Origin of the sequence: Peptococcus niger (genome assembly GCF_900101835.1) — a bacterium.
Taxonomy (GTDB): Bacteria; Bacillota; Peptococcia; order Peptococcales; family Peptococcaceae; genus Peptococcus; species Peptococcus niger.
The window spans coordinates 1-16,766 of record NZ_FNAF01000015.1; the positions used below are offsets into that span (position 1 = coordinate 1).

14 protein-coding genes, 1 rRNA gene and 1 pseudogene are annotated in these 16,766 nt (G+C 57.1%); all 16 read left to right on the forward strand.

The genetic code is table 11. The features are described from left to right. Positions 1-265, forward strand: a 16S ribosomal RNA gene (locus BLQ16_RS08585); the annotation flags it as partial. 230 nt (positions 266-495) lie between these two features. Continuing rightward, entirely contained in the window at positions 496-1,119 is a 624-nt protein-coding gene (locus BLQ16_RS08590; RefSeq protein WP_091792325.1) for a hypothetical protein, read from the forward strand. Positions 1,120-1,556: 437 nt separating this feature from the next. Beyond that, positions 1,557-2,078: an NADH-quinone oxidoreductase subunit NuoE family protein gene (locus BLQ16_RS08595; RefSeq protein ID WP_091792326.1), complete on the forward strand. Its 522-nt coding sequence runs from the start codon at positions 1,557-1,559 to the stop codon at positions 2,076-2,078. Next, positions 2,053-3,926, forward strand: a pseudogene (locus tag BLQ16_RS08600) (NADH-ubiquinone oxidoreductase-F iron-sulfur binding region domain-containing protein). The gene BLQ16_RS08595 and the pseudogene BLQ16_RS08600 overlap by 26 nt, the downstream one beginning before the upstream one ends. A gap of 20 nt (positions 3,927-3,946) precedes the next feature. Then, positions 3,947-5,707 (forward strand): NADH-dependent [FeFe] hydrogenase, group A6, encoded by a 1,761-nt coding sequence (locus tag BLQ16_RS08605; protein WP_091792327.1) that lies wholly within the window; start codon positions 3,947-3,949, stop codon positions 5,705-5,707. Positions 5,708-5,822: 115 nt separating this feature from the next. Beyond that, entirely contained in the window at positions 5,823-6,074 is a 252-nt protein-coding gene (locus tag BLQ16_RS08610) for a (2Fe-2S) ferredoxin domain-containing protein (protein WP_091792328.1), read from the forward strand. Between the two features lie 2 nt (positions 6,075-6,076). After that, entirely contained in the window at positions 6,077-7,780 is a 1,704-nt protein-coding gene (locus BLQ16_RS08615) for a [Fe-Fe] hydrogenase large subunit C-terminal domain-containing protein (RefSeq protein ID WP_091792329.1), read from the forward strand. Position 7,781: 1 nt separating this feature from the next. Continuing rightward, a complete protein-coding gene (locus BLQ16_RS08620; protein ID WP_091792330.1) occupies positions 7,782-8,918 on the forward strand; it encodes a SpoIIE family protein phosphatase in 1,137 nt (378 codons plus the stop codon). A 204-nt stretch (positions 8,919-9,122) separates the two neighbouring features. Then, positions 9,123-10,082 (forward strand): Rossmann-like and DUF2520 domain-containing protein, encoded by a 960-nt coding sequence (locus BLQ16_RS08625; RefSeq protein WP_091792331.1) that lies wholly within the window; start codon positions 9,123-9,125, stop codon positions 10,080-10,082. Continuing rightward, positions 9,970-10,824 carry a 3-methyl-2-oxobutanoate hydroxymethyltransferase gene (panB, locus tag BLQ16_RS08630; RefSeq protein WP_091792332.1) on the forward strand — a complete coding sequence of 285 codons (855 nt, stop codon included), beginning with the start codon at positions 9,970-9,972 and terminating at the stop codon, positions 10,822-10,824. Before BLQ16_RS08625 ends, panB begins: the two co-directional genes overlap by 113 nt. Then, complete coding sequence (gene panC / locus BLQ16_RS08635; protein ID WP_479724474.1) at positions 10,821-11,681, forward strand: pantoate--beta-alanine ligase; 861 nt, start codon at positions 10,821-10,823, stop codon at positions 11,679-11,681. The genes panB and panC overlap by 4 nt, the downstream gene beginning before the upstream one ends. A 115-nt stretch (positions 11,682-11,796) precedes the next feature. Beyond that, a complete protein-coding gene (locus tag BLQ16_RS08640) occupies positions 11,797-12,738 on the forward strand; it encodes a lipoate--protein ligase family protein (RefSeq protein WP_091792333.1) in 942 nt (313 codons plus the stop codon). 34 nt (positions 12,739-12,772) lie between these two features. After that, complete coding sequence (locus BLQ16_RS08645; RefSeq protein ID WP_091792334.1) at positions 12,773-13,015, forward strand: lipoyl domain-containing protein; 243 nt, start codon at positions 12,773-12,775, stop codon at positions 13,013-13,015. Then, positions 13,002-13,862 carry a lipoyl synthase gene (gene lipA, locus BLQ16_RS08650; protein ID WP_200781909.1) on the forward strand — a complete coding sequence of 287 codons (861 nt, stop codon included), beginning with the start codon at positions 13,002-13,004 and terminating at the stop codon, positions 13,860-13,862. Before BLQ16_RS08645 ends, lipA begins: the two co-directional genes overlap by 14 nt. Further along, entirely contained in the window at positions 13,859-14,839 is a 981-nt protein-coding gene (lplA, locus tag BLQ16_RS08655) for a lipoate--protein ligase (protein WP_159428062.1), read from the forward strand. The genes lipA and lplA overlap by 4 nt, the downstream gene beginning before the upstream one ends. A gap of 704 nt (positions 14,840-15,543) precedes the next feature. Next, positions 15,544-16,725, forward strand: a complete 1,182-nt coding sequence (locus BLQ16_RS08660; RefSeq protein WP_091792336.1) for an acetyl-CoA C-acetyltransferase — start codon at positions 15,544-15,546, stop codon at positions 16,723-16,725. The last annotated feature ends 41 nt before the right edge of the window (positions 16,726-16,766 follow it).

Genomic DNA, 16,766 nt, shown 5'->3' on the forward strand with positions numbered 1-16,766 from the left:
AATCTCACAAAGCCGATCCCAGTTCGGATTGCAGGCTGCAACTCGCCTGCATGAAGTCGGAATCGCTAGTAATCGCAGGTCAGCATACTGCGGTGAATACGTTCCCGGGCCTTGTACACACCGCCCGTCACACCACGAAAGTTGGTAACACCCGAAGTCGGTGATCTGACCTTTAAGGAGGAAGCCGCCCACGGTGGGATCGATGATTGGGGTGAAGTCGTAACAAGGTAGCCGTATCGGAAGGTGCGGCTGGATCACCTCCTTTCTAAGGAAAACCCGTAACGGTAGAAACCGTTACAACAAATTGTTACACTTGTTTGGTCTGTTTAGTTTATTAAGCACATGAGCAATCGCTCATGTGCTTTTTTTGTTGCGCAAAAAAGCCTTGATTTGTAAAAAAATATGTGGTAATTTTTGATAAAAGCATTTTAGTGTATATTGCCTTGCTCTTATCGGCTGTACAGCAAATAAGGCGGGCTGAAAGCGGGGTGACCGATGATGACAAAAACAAAAGGCTTTATTGCTGTGGTCGTGGTGGTCGTTCTTGTCCTGACCGGGATGATGGTTGGGAACATTATTTCCAGGCAAGAGGCGTTAAAGGGGGATGGGGAAAAGCTGGCAGCCGGTGACCGGGCGGCCATTGAAGCCCTGGCCATGGATTTTGTGCGTAAGGTCTTTTCACAAGAGGCAGGCGAGGCAGATCCGTCGCCGTATTTGGCAAAAGACGCCGACGGGCTTCGTAAGCTGCTGGATATTCGCCGAACGCTTAAGGCGCATGACCCTTACCGGTCGGACCAGGCGGCGCAGTTCACCCTTGAGAACAGTCGCTACCGCATTCAAGGGGACAGCATTGAGGTTGAGCTGGAAACGCTCGAAAAAACCGAATCCAGCGAGGGCGTTACGACTTATCGTTTGCTTGTGGTAAAAGAGGCGGGACATTGGAAAATCTTAAAGGCATTGTCAGATGACGGCGTGACCCATGAAGAATTTTTTGATGCGCCGGATGTGTTTAAGGCATACGATATGGCAAATTATGACAAAGATATTGACCGAATCAATATCGATAAGCGAATCGCCAAATTGGATGCCTTGGCTGAACAGGTTAACAAAAGCGGATAGTGCTGCCGGACCGTTTGTCAAATGGTGGATGCTTTTCGATTTGTTCATATAAAATGCTTAATATAATGTAATCTTAGTTTGTCACCTGTCGAAAGCGAAATTAAGGCGTTATATGCCTACCAAGAAACCATCGGGTGTAATCTCGGTGGTTTTTGTGTGGCGGATTAGTTGATATGACCTGAGCCGGTCGTTAAACGGCTTATTTTTTTATGCTGCCACGAATGGGTTGGGCGGAAGCGAGCTGTTGGGGAGGAATGCTTCCCTGAAAGTGCAGGATTTGCAAAAGGCTGGCATAAGTAAAATCAATTGATTTACAAATATTCCGTTAATTTAAAACAATGAAAATGTGGTATGATGGGTTTAATCTATAACAGCTGCTGGCTGTGGCAGAACAGAGAGGGCTGCTGGGGCCATGGGGAGATACGGAGGGGTGTTTTATGGAGGATTTTGGATTACAGGCCGATAAATTGGCGGCGCTGGACCGGTATATTGATGGATTGACGGACCCGGAGGACCAGTTGATTGGGCTCTTGCATAAGGCGCAGGAGATGTTCGGCTGCCTGCCGAAGGCGCTTCAGGTACATATTGCGCAGAAAACAGGGATTCCCGCGTCTAAAATCTACGGCGTGGTGACCTTTTATTCGCTGTTTCGCATGACGCCGGGGGGCCGGCATACGGTTTCCGTTTGCATGGGGACGGCCTGTTTCGTTAAAGGCGCTGAAAAAGTGCTGGAAGCCATTGAAAAACGGCTGGGCGTTGCCCTGGGTGACATTACCGAGGACGGGATGTTTATGCTGGAGCAGGTGCATTGTCTGGGGGCCTGCAGCTTGGCGCCGGTCATGTCCATTGACGGCCAGGTTTACGGGCACATGACGCCGGAAAAGGCAGTGGAAATTCTGGACAGCTTCTATATTCTGGAGGGGGATGAGGTGCATGACACAGAAGCTCAGCTCGTTTGAGGCCTTGCGGGCCTACCGCAGCGACCAGCAGGCGGCCTACAATTGTGGTGAGGACCGGCCCGAATTGCGGGTGGCCATGGCCACTTGTGCCATTGCGACCGGGGCTCAGGAGACCTATGAGGCCTTGGAGAAGGCCTTGGCTGCTGAAGACTTGCCGGAGGTCCAGCTGAAAAAAACCGGTTGTATCGGTTATTGTTTTGCAGAACCGACGGTAGAGGTGTGTATGCCCGGCGAACCGCCGGTGCTTTACGGCCCGGTGGATGAGGCGTTGGCCTTTGACATTGTGCGCAAGCACATTAAGGGCGGCCAGCTTCTAAGTGAGGTCCAGGTCCCCATCTGTCATGAGAACGTAAAGGAGGGGTTTTGATGACGGAAGCAGTCAAGCCGAAAGCGGAGCAGGTGCGGATTGCCTTGCGCAATTGCGGGGTCATCGACCCGTCTGATATTAACGATGCCTTGGCCCATGGTGCTTATGCGGCGCTGGCCAAGGCGCTGGAGACCATGACGCCAACAGATGTGGTGGCGGAAATTAAGGCTTCCGGTTTGCGCGGCCGCGGTGGCGCCGGCTTCCCGACAGGGATGAAGTGGCAAATTGCCGCCGGCGTGCCGGGTGAGAAAAAATACGTGGTCTGCAATGCCGATGAAGGGGACCCGGGGGCCTTTATGGACCGGTCCATTTTAGAGGGCGACCCTCACTCGGTTCTGGAAGCCATGGCCCTCTGTGGCTATGCCATCGGTGCCGATGAAGGCCGGATCTATATCCGGGCCGAATATCCCCTGGCGGTGAGGAGTCTGGAGCACGCCATTCGTCAAGCGGAGGACCTGGGCCTGCTGGGTGACGGCATTTTAGGCACGAATTTTAACTTTAATATTAAGCTGACCCTGGGTGCCGGGGCCTTTGTTTGCGGTGAAGAAACAGCCCTCCTGCATTCCATGGAAGGCCGCCGGGGTGAACCGACGGTCAGACCGCCCTATCCGGCAGAAGCCGGCTACCAGGGCAAGCCGACCAATGTGAACAATGTGGAAACCCTGGCGAATATTCCGGCCATCATCAACAAGGGGGCCGAATGGTTTCGCAGCATCGGGACCGAAGGGTCACCGGGGACGAAGGTCTTTGCCCTGGCCGGTAAAATCAACAACGTTGGCCTGGTGGAGATTCCCATGGGCTTGACCCTGCGGCAAATCATTTACGATATTGGTGGCGGCATTAAAGACGACAAACGGTTTAAGGCGGTGCAAACCGGCGGACCCTCCGGCGGCTGCATTGCGGAAAAATACCTGGACATGCCCATTGATTACGACAACCTGGTTGCTATCGGTTCCATGATGGGGTCCGGCGGGATGATCATTATGGACGAGGACGACTGCATGGTGTCCATCGCCAAGTACTACCTGGGCTTTTCCGAAGGGGAAAGCTGTGGCAAGTGTACCCCTTGCCGGATCGGCACGCGGCGGATTTCCGAGCTGCTCAAGCTGATCACCGACGGCCGCGGCACCATGGCGCATATTGATGAAATTAAGCGGATCGGGCAAGTGATGAAAGACGCTGCCCTTTGTGCCCTGGGGCAGAGTGCGCCCAACCCGGTGCTCTCAACGATGGAAAATTTCTGGGACGAATACCTGGCCCATGTGGAGGATAAGCGGTGTCCGGCCGGGGTTTGCCGGAAGATGACCCGGTATGTGATCAATGAAAAGCGCTGCGTCGGCTGCTCGGTCTGTGCCAAGAACTGCCCGGCAGAGGCCATTGAAGGGGAATTGCGGAGTCCCTTTACCATCCGGCAGGATAAGTGTATCCGCTGCGGGACTTGTATTGAAAAATGTAATTTCGGCGCTATTTCCATTCAATAAAGGCAAAAGGAGTGATGAGGATGCAAGAGGTGAATTTAACCATCAACGGCCGGGCGGTGACCGTGCCCAAGGGGACGACCATTCTGGATGCGGCCAAAACGCTGGGCATCGATATTCCCACCTTGTGCCATATGGACTTGCACAACACCCGGATGCACAGCTCTAAGGCGACCTGTCGGGTGTGCGTGGTGGAAGTTGAAGGAAAGAAAAATTTACAGCCGGCCTGTGTGACCCTGGTCAGCGAAGGGATGAAGGTGGTCACCAACTCAGACCGGGTTTTGACAACGCGGAAAACCATTGTGGAACTGTTGATTTCCGACCACCCGCGAACCTGTCTGAGCTGCGCCAAGTCAGGGGATTGTGAATTGCAGGCCCTGGCCATTCGGTTCGGTATTGATAACGTGAACATTACCGGGAAGAGCCAGTCCCTTTTTGACAAAGATGAAACCCGGTCCCTGGTCCGGGATATGAACAAGTGCGTGCGTTGCCGGCGGTGTGAAACCATGTGCAACGAGGTCCAGCAGGTGGGCGCCCTTTCCATGAGCGGGCGCGGGTTTAACGCGGTGGTCAATACGGCCTTCGGGGCACCGAGCATGGAGACGGTCTGCACCCATTGTGGCCAATGTGCCGCCGTTTGTCCGACCGGGGCCATTACCGAAAAAGACGCCACCTGGGATGTGATCGCCGCCTTAAATGACCCGGACAAGACGGTGATCGTGCAAACGGCGCCCTCTGTACGGGTGGCCATTGGTGAAGCCTTCGGGATGGCGCCCGGGTCAGTGGCCACCGGTAAGCTGGTGACGGCGCTGCGGGAAGTGGGCTTTGACTATGTATTCGATACGGATTTTGCGGCAGACTTGACCATTATGGAAGAGGGGACCGAGCTCTTGGCCCGGCTCAACCGCTACCTGGCCGGTGAAAAAGAGGCCCTGCCCATTTTAACCAGCTGCTGCCCGGCCTGGGTCAATTTCTTTGAAAGCCAGTACCCGGACCTGCTCCAGGTGCCTTCATCGGCCAAGAGCCCCCAGCAAATGTTCGGCGCCATCGCCAAGACCTATTTTGCAGAAAAAATCGGGGTGCGCCGGGAAGATTTGGTGCTGGTATCGGTCATGCCCTGCCTGGCGAAAAAAATGGAGGCCGGGCGGGCAGAATTTTCCGTTGACGGCAATCCGGACGTGGACCTTGTTTTATCCACGCGGGAATTGGCCCGGCTTATTCAGCGGAAAGACATCAACTTGGCGGATTTGCCGGATGACGGTTTTGACAATCCGCTGGGTGAATCCACCGGTGCCGGGGTTATTTTCGGGTCCACCGGCGGGGTCATTGAAGCGGCGGTGCGGACGGCCTATGAACTCCACACCGGCAAGACCTGTCCCTCTGTGGACTTTACCGCCCTGCGCGGTTTTGAAGGGGTTCGGATTGCAGAGATTGATGTGGACGGCTTGCCGCTTAAGATTGCGGTGGCGCACGGCTTGGGCAATGCGCGCGGCTTGCTGGATGAAATCCGGGCAGGCAATCCGCGCGGCATCCACGCCATTGAAGTGATGGCCTGTCCGGGCGGCTGCATCGGCGGCGCCGGACAGCCCTACCACCATGGCGATCAGAATGTGATCTTGGCGCGGCAAAAGGCCATCTATGAGATTGACCGGAACATGCCCTTGCGCAAGTCCCATGAGAACCCGTCTGTATTGGCCTTGTACCGTGACTTCCTCGGTGAGCCGGCAAGCGAGCTGGCCCATGCCCTCTTGCACACCGCCTACCAGGCCCAAGATAAATATTAAAATGTTTCCGGCGGACAGGCTGCCCAGCGGCTTGCCCGCCTATTTCTTTCGTGGTTGACAGTATTCAGAAAACTGCATAAGATGGTTAAAAGCAATAGGGGAACGGAGGGATACCATGAAAGAGGTTTTACGGGTTTGTATGGGCAGCGCCTGCCACGTTAAGGGGGCCCCGGCGGTGGTTCGGACCCTGAAGCAGGCCCTGAAGGACGCCCAGCTGACCGATAGGGTCGAACTGGCCGGCCGCTTTTGCGCAGACGAATGCGACCGGGGTGTCGTTGTAGAACTGCCGGACGGCGAGAAGCTCTATGAAGTAGGGCCGGCAGATGTTGCCATGATTATTGAACGATTGACCCAGCAGGGGGGATAGAGGTGCGGGATTTTCCAATTGTCACCAAAGAAAATGCAAATTGTTTAGACTGTTACCGGTGTTTGCGCAAATGTGCCATGGATGCCATTGATTTTTCAACCGGCCGTGCGCGCATTATTCAAAACAAGTGTGTCCTGTGCGGCGAATGTGTCACCGAGTGCCCACAGCGGACCAAACAGATTATTACAGATATGCCGCGCGTGGTGGAGGCCTTAGCGGCGGGCAAACGCCTGGTGCTCTCCTTAGGGGGCATGATGGTGACCTACTTTGAATGCTCCGAACCGGAGGCTGTGATTCAAAAGGCCTACCAAATTGGCTTTGAAAAGGCAGAAGCGAGCGATACCCTTGAGCCTCATGCGCTGAGGGCCATTGCTGAAACCATCCGCGGGTCGGAGCAAAAGTTGTGGATTTCTTCCCACTGCCCGACGGTGGTGAACTTGATTGAGCAGCACTATGCCCATCTCTTGCCCAACCTGCTGCCCTTTCCATCGCTGGCAAAAATGCACGCAGAAGTCCTGCGGGCTGAAAACCCCGGCTGTGAAGTGGTCTATGTCACCGCCTGCCCGGGAGAATTTTACAACCGGGAGACCCTAGCGGCGGTGGACTACATCATCACCTTTCAAGACCTGTCTCAGTTGCTGAGGTATACGCCCCAGGTGCGGACAGAGGTCCCGGATGGCCCTCCGGCCCCCTACCGAGGCGGCTATGCCTTTACCGTTGTGGGCAATATGGCCACCGAGCTTTTAAAGGCCGGCGTTTTACGGCCGGGGCATACCGAGTGGTTTTCCGGGCTGAAAAGCTGTCTTAATATTTTAGACGGCTTGGACCCGAACAACCTGCCGGATGTGCAGTTTTTAGAGCTGATGAGCTGCCAGTCCGGCTGTGTGAGCGGCCTGCACATGCGCCAGAAAGGCAGCATCATGGACCGCTGCCTCTGCCTGGAGCGGTATTATCATGCCCGGGAAACCTGGCCGATCCGGCCCTATACCGGCCCTGTGGGACAGGTGACCTACCTTGACCGGACCTACTACCCGCCCAAGGCAGATCCGTCGGATGTAGCGGAAGAGATGCAGCGCTTCTTTGACCAGGAAGGGGCCAAGATTTTAAACTGCGGCGCCTGTGGCTACGATTCTTGCTATGAAAAAAGCGCTGCGGTGGTCCGCGGTGAAGCAGACCGGCAAATGTGCCTGAGCTATATGAAGGCCAAGGCGGAAAGTTTTGCCAATGCCATTGTCAACAGCAGCGACAGCGGCATTCTCGTTTTTGACGAGTCCCTGAAAATTTTGCAGACCAACCCCAGGCTGCTGAAAATTTTTAACAGCTACAAGTTAAAGGAAGGGGACCTGCTCAGCGACCATATGGCAACGGACGCCTTCCGTCGCGTCATTGAAACAGGCCAGGTCCTGCGCGACCAGCTCCACCATTATGAAGACATTCACCTGTGGACACGGGAGACCATCCAGCCCATGGAAGGGGCGCCGGGGCATTACCTGGCCCTTTTCGCCAACGTGACAGGCCAAGTGGCCCAGCGGCAGGAACTGGAAGCGGTCAAGGGGCAGTTGCTTGAGAAGGCCAATGAAGTCATCAACGATCAAATGCGGGTGGCCCAGGAAATCGCCAGCCTGCTGGGCGAAACCACCTCACAAACAAAAATTACCCTGCTGAAGCTCGTCCGTGAATTTGAGCGGGAAAAGGAGTTGAGTTGAGGTGGGCTTAATCGGTGAAGTGGGCATCGCCCAAATCAATAAAAACGGTGAAGAACTTTGCGGCGATGTGGTGGACATCATCCGCAGCAGCGATGATACGGTGGTGGTGCTTTCAGACGGCCTGGGCAGTGGGGTCAAGGCGAATATTTTGGCCAACCTGACGGCCAAGATTGCCTCTCAGATGATTTTCCAGGACATTCCCGTAGAAGATGTGGTCAATACCCTGGTGGCCACCCTGCCCACCTGTAAGACGCGGGGGATTGCCTATTCCACTTTTTCCATTTTACGCTTGTACACCAACGGCATCGTCTACCTGGTTGATTTTGACGGCTGCCCCATGGTGCGGATCAACGATGACGGCCTGGAGCTTGTCGCCACCAGCCCCACCGATATGGGTGGTCGCACCATCAATGAAGCCAGCTTCCGGATGAATGCCGGCGAAACCCTCATCATCGTTTCAGACGGGGTGACCCAGGCCGGGTTGGGAGACCTCTTTCCCCTGGGACTCGGCGCCGAGGGGCTGATTGATACCCTGGAGCGGTATGTGGACTTAGAGGACAGCGTCCAGACCATTGCCAACCGGGTGGTGAATATTTGTAAAAGCTATTATCAGGGGGAGCCGGGGGACGATACCACCTGCGTGGTCATGCGGTTGAAAGAAGAAAGCCGGGCGGTCTTAATGACCGGCCCGCCGGCCTCCCCCTCTGACGATGCCCGGATGGTGCGCCGCTTCTTGAGCGCCGACGGGATCCACATCATTGCCGGCGGCACCACGGCGCAGATCTTTTGCCGTGAGGCGGGACGAGACCTGCACAGCGATTTCACCTATGTGAGCGATACCATCCCGCCCATTTCACGCATTGCCGGGGTAGACCTGACCACCGAAGGGGTCATCACCCTTTCGGAAGTCCGGCGGCTTCTGGAAACCCATGAATTGCCGGCGGCAGAGGACGGGGCCAGCTTAATGCTGCAGTACCTCTTAGACGCCGACCGGATTACGGTTCTGCAGGGCTGTGCGGAAAATCCGGCCATGAAAGAAGGGCAGGTTGTTTCCCTGGACCTGCGGGACGTGGTCGTTGAAAAATTGGTCAAGGCCCTGCGGGGAATGGGCAAGATTGTGGAAGTGGAACAATTTTAGGCAGGGGCCTAGCATGGCCGACGCCTCTTCATTCGATGGCGGATGAAGAGGCGCTTTTTTTTGCGCCTTGGGCAGGGCTGCGAGCCGGATCTCCCTTTAGGGCAACTGGGACGGTGATCCGGGGCTGCATTTTCGCTAAATGACCGGGAATCCCTTGCACCTCCCCTCGGCCTGCTGTATCATGGCACTGACGGAGGTGAGAGGATGGCCATCGGAATCATCGGTGCCGGCAAGGCCGGGACCGTATTGGGCCGCTATTTAACCGCTTGCGGTCTAGAGGTGGCCGGCTATATGAGCCGGACGCCTGCCCATGCGGCAAGGGCGGCTGAGCTGACAGACAGCGCCTGCTTCGACGATTTTGCCCACCTGGCGGCGCGCTGCAATATGGTTCTTATTGCCACACCGGACGGGCAAATCGGCGCAACCGCTGCCGCCCTGGCACCGCATTTGACGGCAGACCACGTCCTGGCCCATTTGAGCGGGAGCTTGACCCATGCGGTGCTGAAACCGGCTCATGCGGTCTGGCAGGCGGCCAGCCTGCACCCGATTTTCGCTTTTTCAGACCCGGAAATGGACCTGGCCCCCCTGGCGTCAGCGGTCTTTTCCGTGGAAGGCGATGCCGCCGCCCGGCAGCGGCTGACCGCCCTCCTGGCCCCCTGCGGTAATGCGGTGGTGCCGGTGACGGCGGCCGACAAGGTCCGCTATCATGCGGCCTGTGTCATGGCCAGCAACCTGGTTTGCGGCCTTTATGGAGAAGCGGCCCGGCAATTGACGGCCTGCGGCTTTTCCGAACCGCTGGCCCGGCAGGCCCTGGCCCCGCTTTTTTTGACCAATGCCCGGGCCATCATCGACCGCGGCCCGACCGACGCCTTAACCGGCCCAATGGAACGAAACGACTTATCGACCGTTAGGGCCCACTTGCAGGCGCTGGCCGACGATCCCCTGGGGGATGCCGTCTATCGCAGTTTATCACTGGCCCTATTACCGCTGGTGGCAGAAGGTCACCCTGAGCGGGATAGGGCAGACATGGAAAAGGAGTTGAGGAGCAATCATGCCGACAACGGTTCAAACGTTCGCAGAAGCGAAACGCAAGAAAACCCCTCTGACGATGCTCACTTGTTACGATTATTCCACAGCAAAATTAATCAACAAGGCCGGCATTGACAGTATTTTGGTGGGGGACAGCCTGGGCAACACCATCCTGGGCTACCCGAATACCCTGCCGGTAACTTTGGACGATATGATTCATCATTGTCGGGCAGTGACCCGCGGCGCACCGGACTGCCTGGTGGTCTGCGACATGCCCTTCATGAGCTACGAAACCGGTGTTTACGACGCGGTGGTGAATGCCGGCCGCCTGATGAAAGAAGGCGGCGCCGATGCGGTGAAGCTGGAAGGCGGCCGCCGGGTGGCGGCGCAAATCCGCGCCATCGTAGAGGCCGGTATTCCGGTCCAGGCCCACATCGGGCTGACGCCCCAGTCCATCAATGCCCTGGGCGGGTTTAAGGTTCAGGGTAAGGATGCCGAAGCCGCCGCAGCCCTCCTGGCCGACGCCCGGGCGGTGGAGGCGGCCGGCGCCTTTAGCGTGGTCATCGAGTGTGTGCCGGCGCCCTTGGCCAAAGCCATTACGGACCTCTTGACCATTCCCACTATCGGCATAGGCGCCGGGGCAGACTGTGACGGCCAGGTGCTCGTATACCAGGACATGCTGGGCATGTATTCCGACTTTGTCCCCAAATTTGTCCGCCAGTTTGCCCAGCTTGGCGAGGCCATGACCCAGGCCTTCCAAGACTATGCCACGGCGGTCAAAGACCGGACCTTCCCAAACGAGTCGGAAATTTTCACCATGGATGCCTCAGTGGTGGAAGCGGCGGTCAAAGAATTCCAGAAAGGTGACGAAGTATGAATCAATTTCCTATTCCTGTGGTGCGCACCCTTGAAGACCTGCGCGCCCTGATCCAAGATTGGCGCCGGGCCCGGTGCAGCGTCGGCCTGGTGCCCACCATGGGCTACTTGCATGAAGGCCATCTGAGCCTGATCAAACGGGCTGCGGCAGACAATGACCGGACCCTGGTCAGCGTTTTTGTCAACCCCACCCAGTTCGGCGCCGGAGAAGACCTGGACGCCTATCCCCAAGACTTGCCGCGGGATGTGGCCTTGGCCGCCGAACAGGGTGCCGCTGCCGTTTTCGCACCGACACCGGAGGTCATGTACCCCTCCGGCTACAGCACCTATGTGACCGTTGAAGGGGTCAGCGCAGAGCTTTGCGGCCGGTCTCGCCCGGTTCATTTTCGGGGCGTGGCCACGGTCTGCACCAAACTCTTCCTGCTGACCGGTGCCGACCGGGCCTATTTTGGCGAAAAAGACGCCCAGCAATTGGCGGTCATTCGCCGGCTGGTCCAGGACCTGGCCATTCCGGTTCAAATCATCGGCTGCCCCATCGTGCGGGAAGCGGACGGCTTGGCAAAAAGCTCCCGCAACGTCTACCTGACTGAAGCGGAACGGGCCAAAGCGCCCATCCTCCACCAGGCCTTGGAAGAAGCCCGAGAAAAGATTCTCGCCGGGGAACGGGACACGGCAACAATTCTTGACTTTTTGCGGACCCGGATCAGTGCCGAGCCCCTGGCGGAGATCGACTACATCCAAGCGGTCCACCGGGATACCATTGTGCCGATCGACCGGCTGGAAGGCCCGGTGCTCATCGCCTTGGCAGTCCGCTTCGGTAAAGCGCGTTTAATTGATAATTTCTCCCTGGAAGTCTAAGATAAGGGATAGCACCGGCAGGCGTCGGTGCTTTTTAAGTTGCGAAAATATGTTCGCTTTTGCTTGTGCAGCCCCCCTTTGATGGGGTATAATAAAGGGCACAGGAGGGGTGAGGATGCGCTTTTTTGAAAACGATTCATTGGACCCGTATTTTAACCAGGCCTATGAAGAATACATCTTTAGGACCTACCGGGAAGGGGTTAACTTTCTGGTCTGGCGCAACCGGGCATCCGTTATTTGTGGCGCCGGTCAATGCCTGCCGGCAGAAACCGATTTGGCCCTGGCCGCCCGGGACAATATTCCTGTCCTGCGCCGGGCCACCGGCGGCGGTGCCGTTTACCACGACCCGGGCAATGTGAACTTTGCCTTTATGGCCGATGCCAAGGGCAAGCACATTGACTACGGGCGATTTTTGCGACCGGTTTGCCGGGCGCTGCAAGGCTTGGGCATTGACGCCCGGCCGGCCGGCGTCAGCGAAGTGATGATCGGGGCCCATAAAATCAGCGGGAATGCGCAAAAAATTGCCGGAGATCGGGTATGGCACCACGGCACCTTGCTCTACGATGCGGATTTAAAGCAACTCCACCGCCTGGCCAATGGACAGCGGGGCTTCTTCACCACCCGAGCTGTCCCGTCCAGGCCGGTGCCGGTGACCAATATTGCCTGGCGGATGGCCGCGCCTTTTGGCGATACCCGGGCCTTTATGCAGGCCTTTGTGCGGGAAATGGCCAGGGTCTGTGGGCCCCTTGACCGGCAGACCCTGACCGCTGAGGAAAAAACGGAGGTCAATGGGCTGGCGGCGGACAAGTACCGGTCTTGGGAATGGACCCTTGCCCAGGGGCCGCCCTTTACTTACCGGCGGACCCTTTCTTACCGGGGGGCACCCTTGACCGTCAGCTACCGGGCCAAGCGGGGGCGGATTGAAAGCCTTGCTTTTGACCCGGCCTATCCGGAGGCGGCCGCCGCCCTGCGCGGGGTGCGGATCAAGCGCAGCGATTTGACCGCTGCCCTGGCGGCCTTTCCCGACTTGGAAGGCCTGGCCGGGATGCTTTTTTAAAGGCTGATTCAGGCCTTGTTTTAGGAGGGGGATTATGACAACTTTACAAATGCCGCAATTAAGCGACGATATGACAGAAGCACTTTTATGCGCCTGGCTGGTTGATGAAGGCGCCCATTTTTCTGCCGGTGAAGCCCTTTATGAGGTGGAAACGGATAAGGTGGTGGCCCAGATTGAAGCGGACCACGCCGGTACCCTGCTGCGTCAGCTGGCGGAAGCCGGCGAGCCGGTGCCCTGCGGCGCCGATGTGGCGGAGGTTCGCTATGATGACCGCTAAACCACCCTGGCTGCGGGTGCGGTATCGGCCGGAAGCCGTTGACCGCCTGGCAAGCGGTTTACAGGCCAAGGGCCTGCACACCGTTTGCCGGGAGGCCCATTGCCCCAACCGGGGGGAATGTTACGAGAGCGGGACAGCCACCTTCATTCTGCTGGGCGACGTCTGCACCCGCAACTGCCGTTTTTGTCAAGTGGCCAGCGGCCGGCCGACGGCGCCGGATCCGCAGGAAGCGGACCGCCTGGCGGAAGCGGTGAATGAGATGGAGCTGGACCATGTGGTCCTGACCCAGGTCACCCGGGATGACCTGCCGGACGGTGGGGCCGGGCACATGGCCCGGGCCGTGACCGCCATCCGCCGGGCGCGGCCGCAAATCAGCGTGGAAGTACTCATCAGTGATCTGGGCGGTTCGGACAAGGCCTTGCAGACCGTCTTGGCGGCCAAGCCCGATGTCCTCAACCACAATGTAGAGATGGTGCGCCGCCTGTATCCGGACCTGCGCCCGGGGGCCGACTATGAGCGGTCCTTGACGGTCCTGCGCCGCAGCAAGGCCGGCCTGCCGGAAGGGCTGACCAAGAGCGGCTTTATGCTGGGCCTTGGCGAAAGGGACGAGGAGGTCCGGGCCCTCTTGGCAGACTTGCGGGCCGCCGGTTGTGACATCGTCACCATCAGCCAATATTTACAGCCCGGCCCGGACCATTACCCGGTCCAGGCCTACCTGCCGCCGGAAACCTTTGCCCAATGGGAGCAAGCGGCCTTGGCCATGGGCTTTCCTTATGTTGTTGCCGGTCCCCTGGTCCGGTCTTCCTACCGGGCCTTGGCTGCCTACCAAGCGGTCCGGAACCGATGATGCGCTACCTACACAGCCCGGGGCTGGACCCTTACCGCCATTTTGCTGTTGAATACCATTATGCCACGGCCGTGCCCCTCTCGGAGCCGGTGGTCATGCTCTGGCGGACCGTGCCCACGCTCATGGTCGGTAAGTATCAAAATACGGCGCAGGAAATCAATCGCCGGTATGCAGACGAGCAGGGCCTTCAGGTGGTCCGCCGTCCCTCCGGCGGCGGGACCATCTACACCGATCCCGGCACCCTGCAGTTCAGTTATATTGTGCCCCACGACAGCGGGCAGATTGCCTTTGAGGGCTTTCTGGAGCCGGTTTGCGCCGCCTTGGCAGACCTGGGCCTTGCGGCCAGCTTTAAAGGGCGGAATGACCTGACCCTTGACGGTCGAAAAATCAGCGGCAACGCTCAGTATAAAATTCACGGCACTACGGTACACCACGGGTCTATTTTGGTTTCGGCGGATATTGATATGATGACCGCCGCCACCACCGTTGACTACGACAAATTGGCCTCCAAGGCCATCGCCAGCGTGCGGGACCGGGTGGTCAACCTGTCGGCCTACCTGCCGCCGGGCATGGATGCCCCGGCCTTGGCCGCCCACCTGCGGCAGGCCCTATGCGGCCATGCGGCCCCCTTGACACTAGCGCCCGGCGATGAAGCCGCCATTGACCAGCTGGCGACAGGTTATTTTGCCAACCCGGAGATTATCTATGGCCGTGATCCGGCCAGCGCAATCGTCAAAAGCCGCCGCTTCGCCGGCGGCCGCCTGACCCTGGCCCTGGATTTAGAGGCCGGGCGGATCACCGCCTGCACCCTTGGCGGGGATATTTTTGCCACGGAAGAGGCCGCCCGCCTGCCGGCCGTTTTAGCCGGCTTGCCCCTGGAAGCCTCCGCTCTTCGCCGGGCCTTGACCGCTGCCCGGATGGACCGGGTCTTCTACCGGATCAGCATCGAAGACATCATTAGCCTGCTTTTAAGTTGAACCGGCCCAAGAGCCACCATGAATATTCGCACCGCCCCTTATGCCGCCCTTGGCCTGGCTGCATAAGGGGCGGTTTTTGTCTTGCGGCAAAATAAGGCCAAGGCCCATCAAGCTTTTACTGAAATTTTACCCTGATTCGGTGCAGCTGGCCGCCCTATCCCCTATACTGTAAATGAAATAAGTTCTCATGACAGGGGAGGGGGGACCGGGTGGATGGCAGCAAGCACTGAAACAGTCGCCGTCACTTTTCCGGGCCGGCCTTTCGCGCCCTCATCCAACCGATGCTGTCCATAGGCCGTCCTTAGGGGCGGCTTATTTGATAAGTTTATTTTGCTCTTGAAAGGAGGGGTGGCAGTGGCTTCGTCGGTGCAGAAAGGATGGTGATCCGATATCTCCCGCGCAGGGTGACGCGTCGACCTGAGCAAGTCGCAAAAAGGCTTTTTTCCATGCAAACAAAGAAAAAATCTTTAGAAAAATCATAATTTATCCAATTCAGATAACCCCTTGCCCCGCATTTGTGATATACTTGCTTAAAATGATAAAGTTGTTCTAAAAAAGCCTATAATATAACTTAATAATGGTAATAGATTGAATAAGCAGGCTTGTGAGGAACGGCACAATCTGTTATAATGGACCTATCAAAAATGCAACTTGTTGCTTTATCGTTTATTGTCAGAATGCTTAACGAATAAGGAGGACAAATTATGTCAAAAAAAATCGTTTTAGCTGGTGCATGCCGGACTGCAGTAGGGAAAATGGGCGGGACCTTGGCCAATACGCCTGCAACGGATCTTGCTACGCATGTCATCAAAGAATCCATTAAACGTGCCGGCATTAAACCGACGGATGTCGACCAGGTTCTTTTGGGCTGCGTGCTCCAGGCCGGTTTAGGTCAAAACATGGCCCGTCAAGCCTCCGTTAACGCAGGGCTTCCGGTTGAAGTTCCGGCCATGACACTGAACATTCTCTGCGGTTCCGGTTTGAACGCCGTCAACACCGCTGCTTTCATGATTCAAGCCGGCGCAGCTGACGTCATCATCGCCGGTGGGGCCGAAAACATGAGCGCTGCCCCCTATCTCGTCAAACAAGGCCGTTACGGCTACCGGATGGGCCACGGCCAATTGCTGGACACCATGATTTCTGATGGCTTGACCGACGCCTTCAACCAATACCACATGGGCGTTACCGCAGAAAACGTTGCCGAAAAATACGGCTTAACCCGCGAAGAACTTGATGAATTTGCTGCTTGGAGCCAACAAAAAGCTTGCAAGGCCATTGCTGATGGTAAATTCAAAGAAGAAATCGTTCCCATCGAAATCAAAAAGAAAAAAGAAACCATCGTTTTCGATACAGACGAAGGTCCGCGTGAAGGCGTTACCGCTGAAGGCATTTCCAGATTAAAACCGGCCTTCAAAGAAGGCGGCGTGGTTACCGCTGCCAACGCTTCCGGCATCAACGACGGGGCCGCTACGGTTGTCGTCATGAGCGAAGAAAAAGCCAAAGAACTCGGCGTTACCCCGATGGCTTATTGGGTTGACGGGGCTCTGGGCGGCGTGGATCCGGCCATCATGGGGATTGGCCCTGTGGCAGCAACCCGCAATGTTCTGGCCAGAACCGGCTTGAAAATTGAAGACTTTGACCTCTATGAAGCCAACGAAGCCTTTGCCGCACAGGCTGTTGCCGTCGGTAAAGACCTGGGCTTTGACAACGATAAATTAAACGTTAACGGCGGCGCCATCGCCTTAGGCCACCCGGTCGGCTGCAGCGGGGCACGTATCCTGGTAACCCTGCTTTATGAAATGCAACGTCGTGACGCTAAACGTGGTTTGGCAACGCTTTGCATCGGCGGCGGCATGGGTGCAGCTGCTGTTATCGAACGCAAATAAAAGACCCGCCGCCCGGCGGCGTGGACCAACCTTTTAAGGAG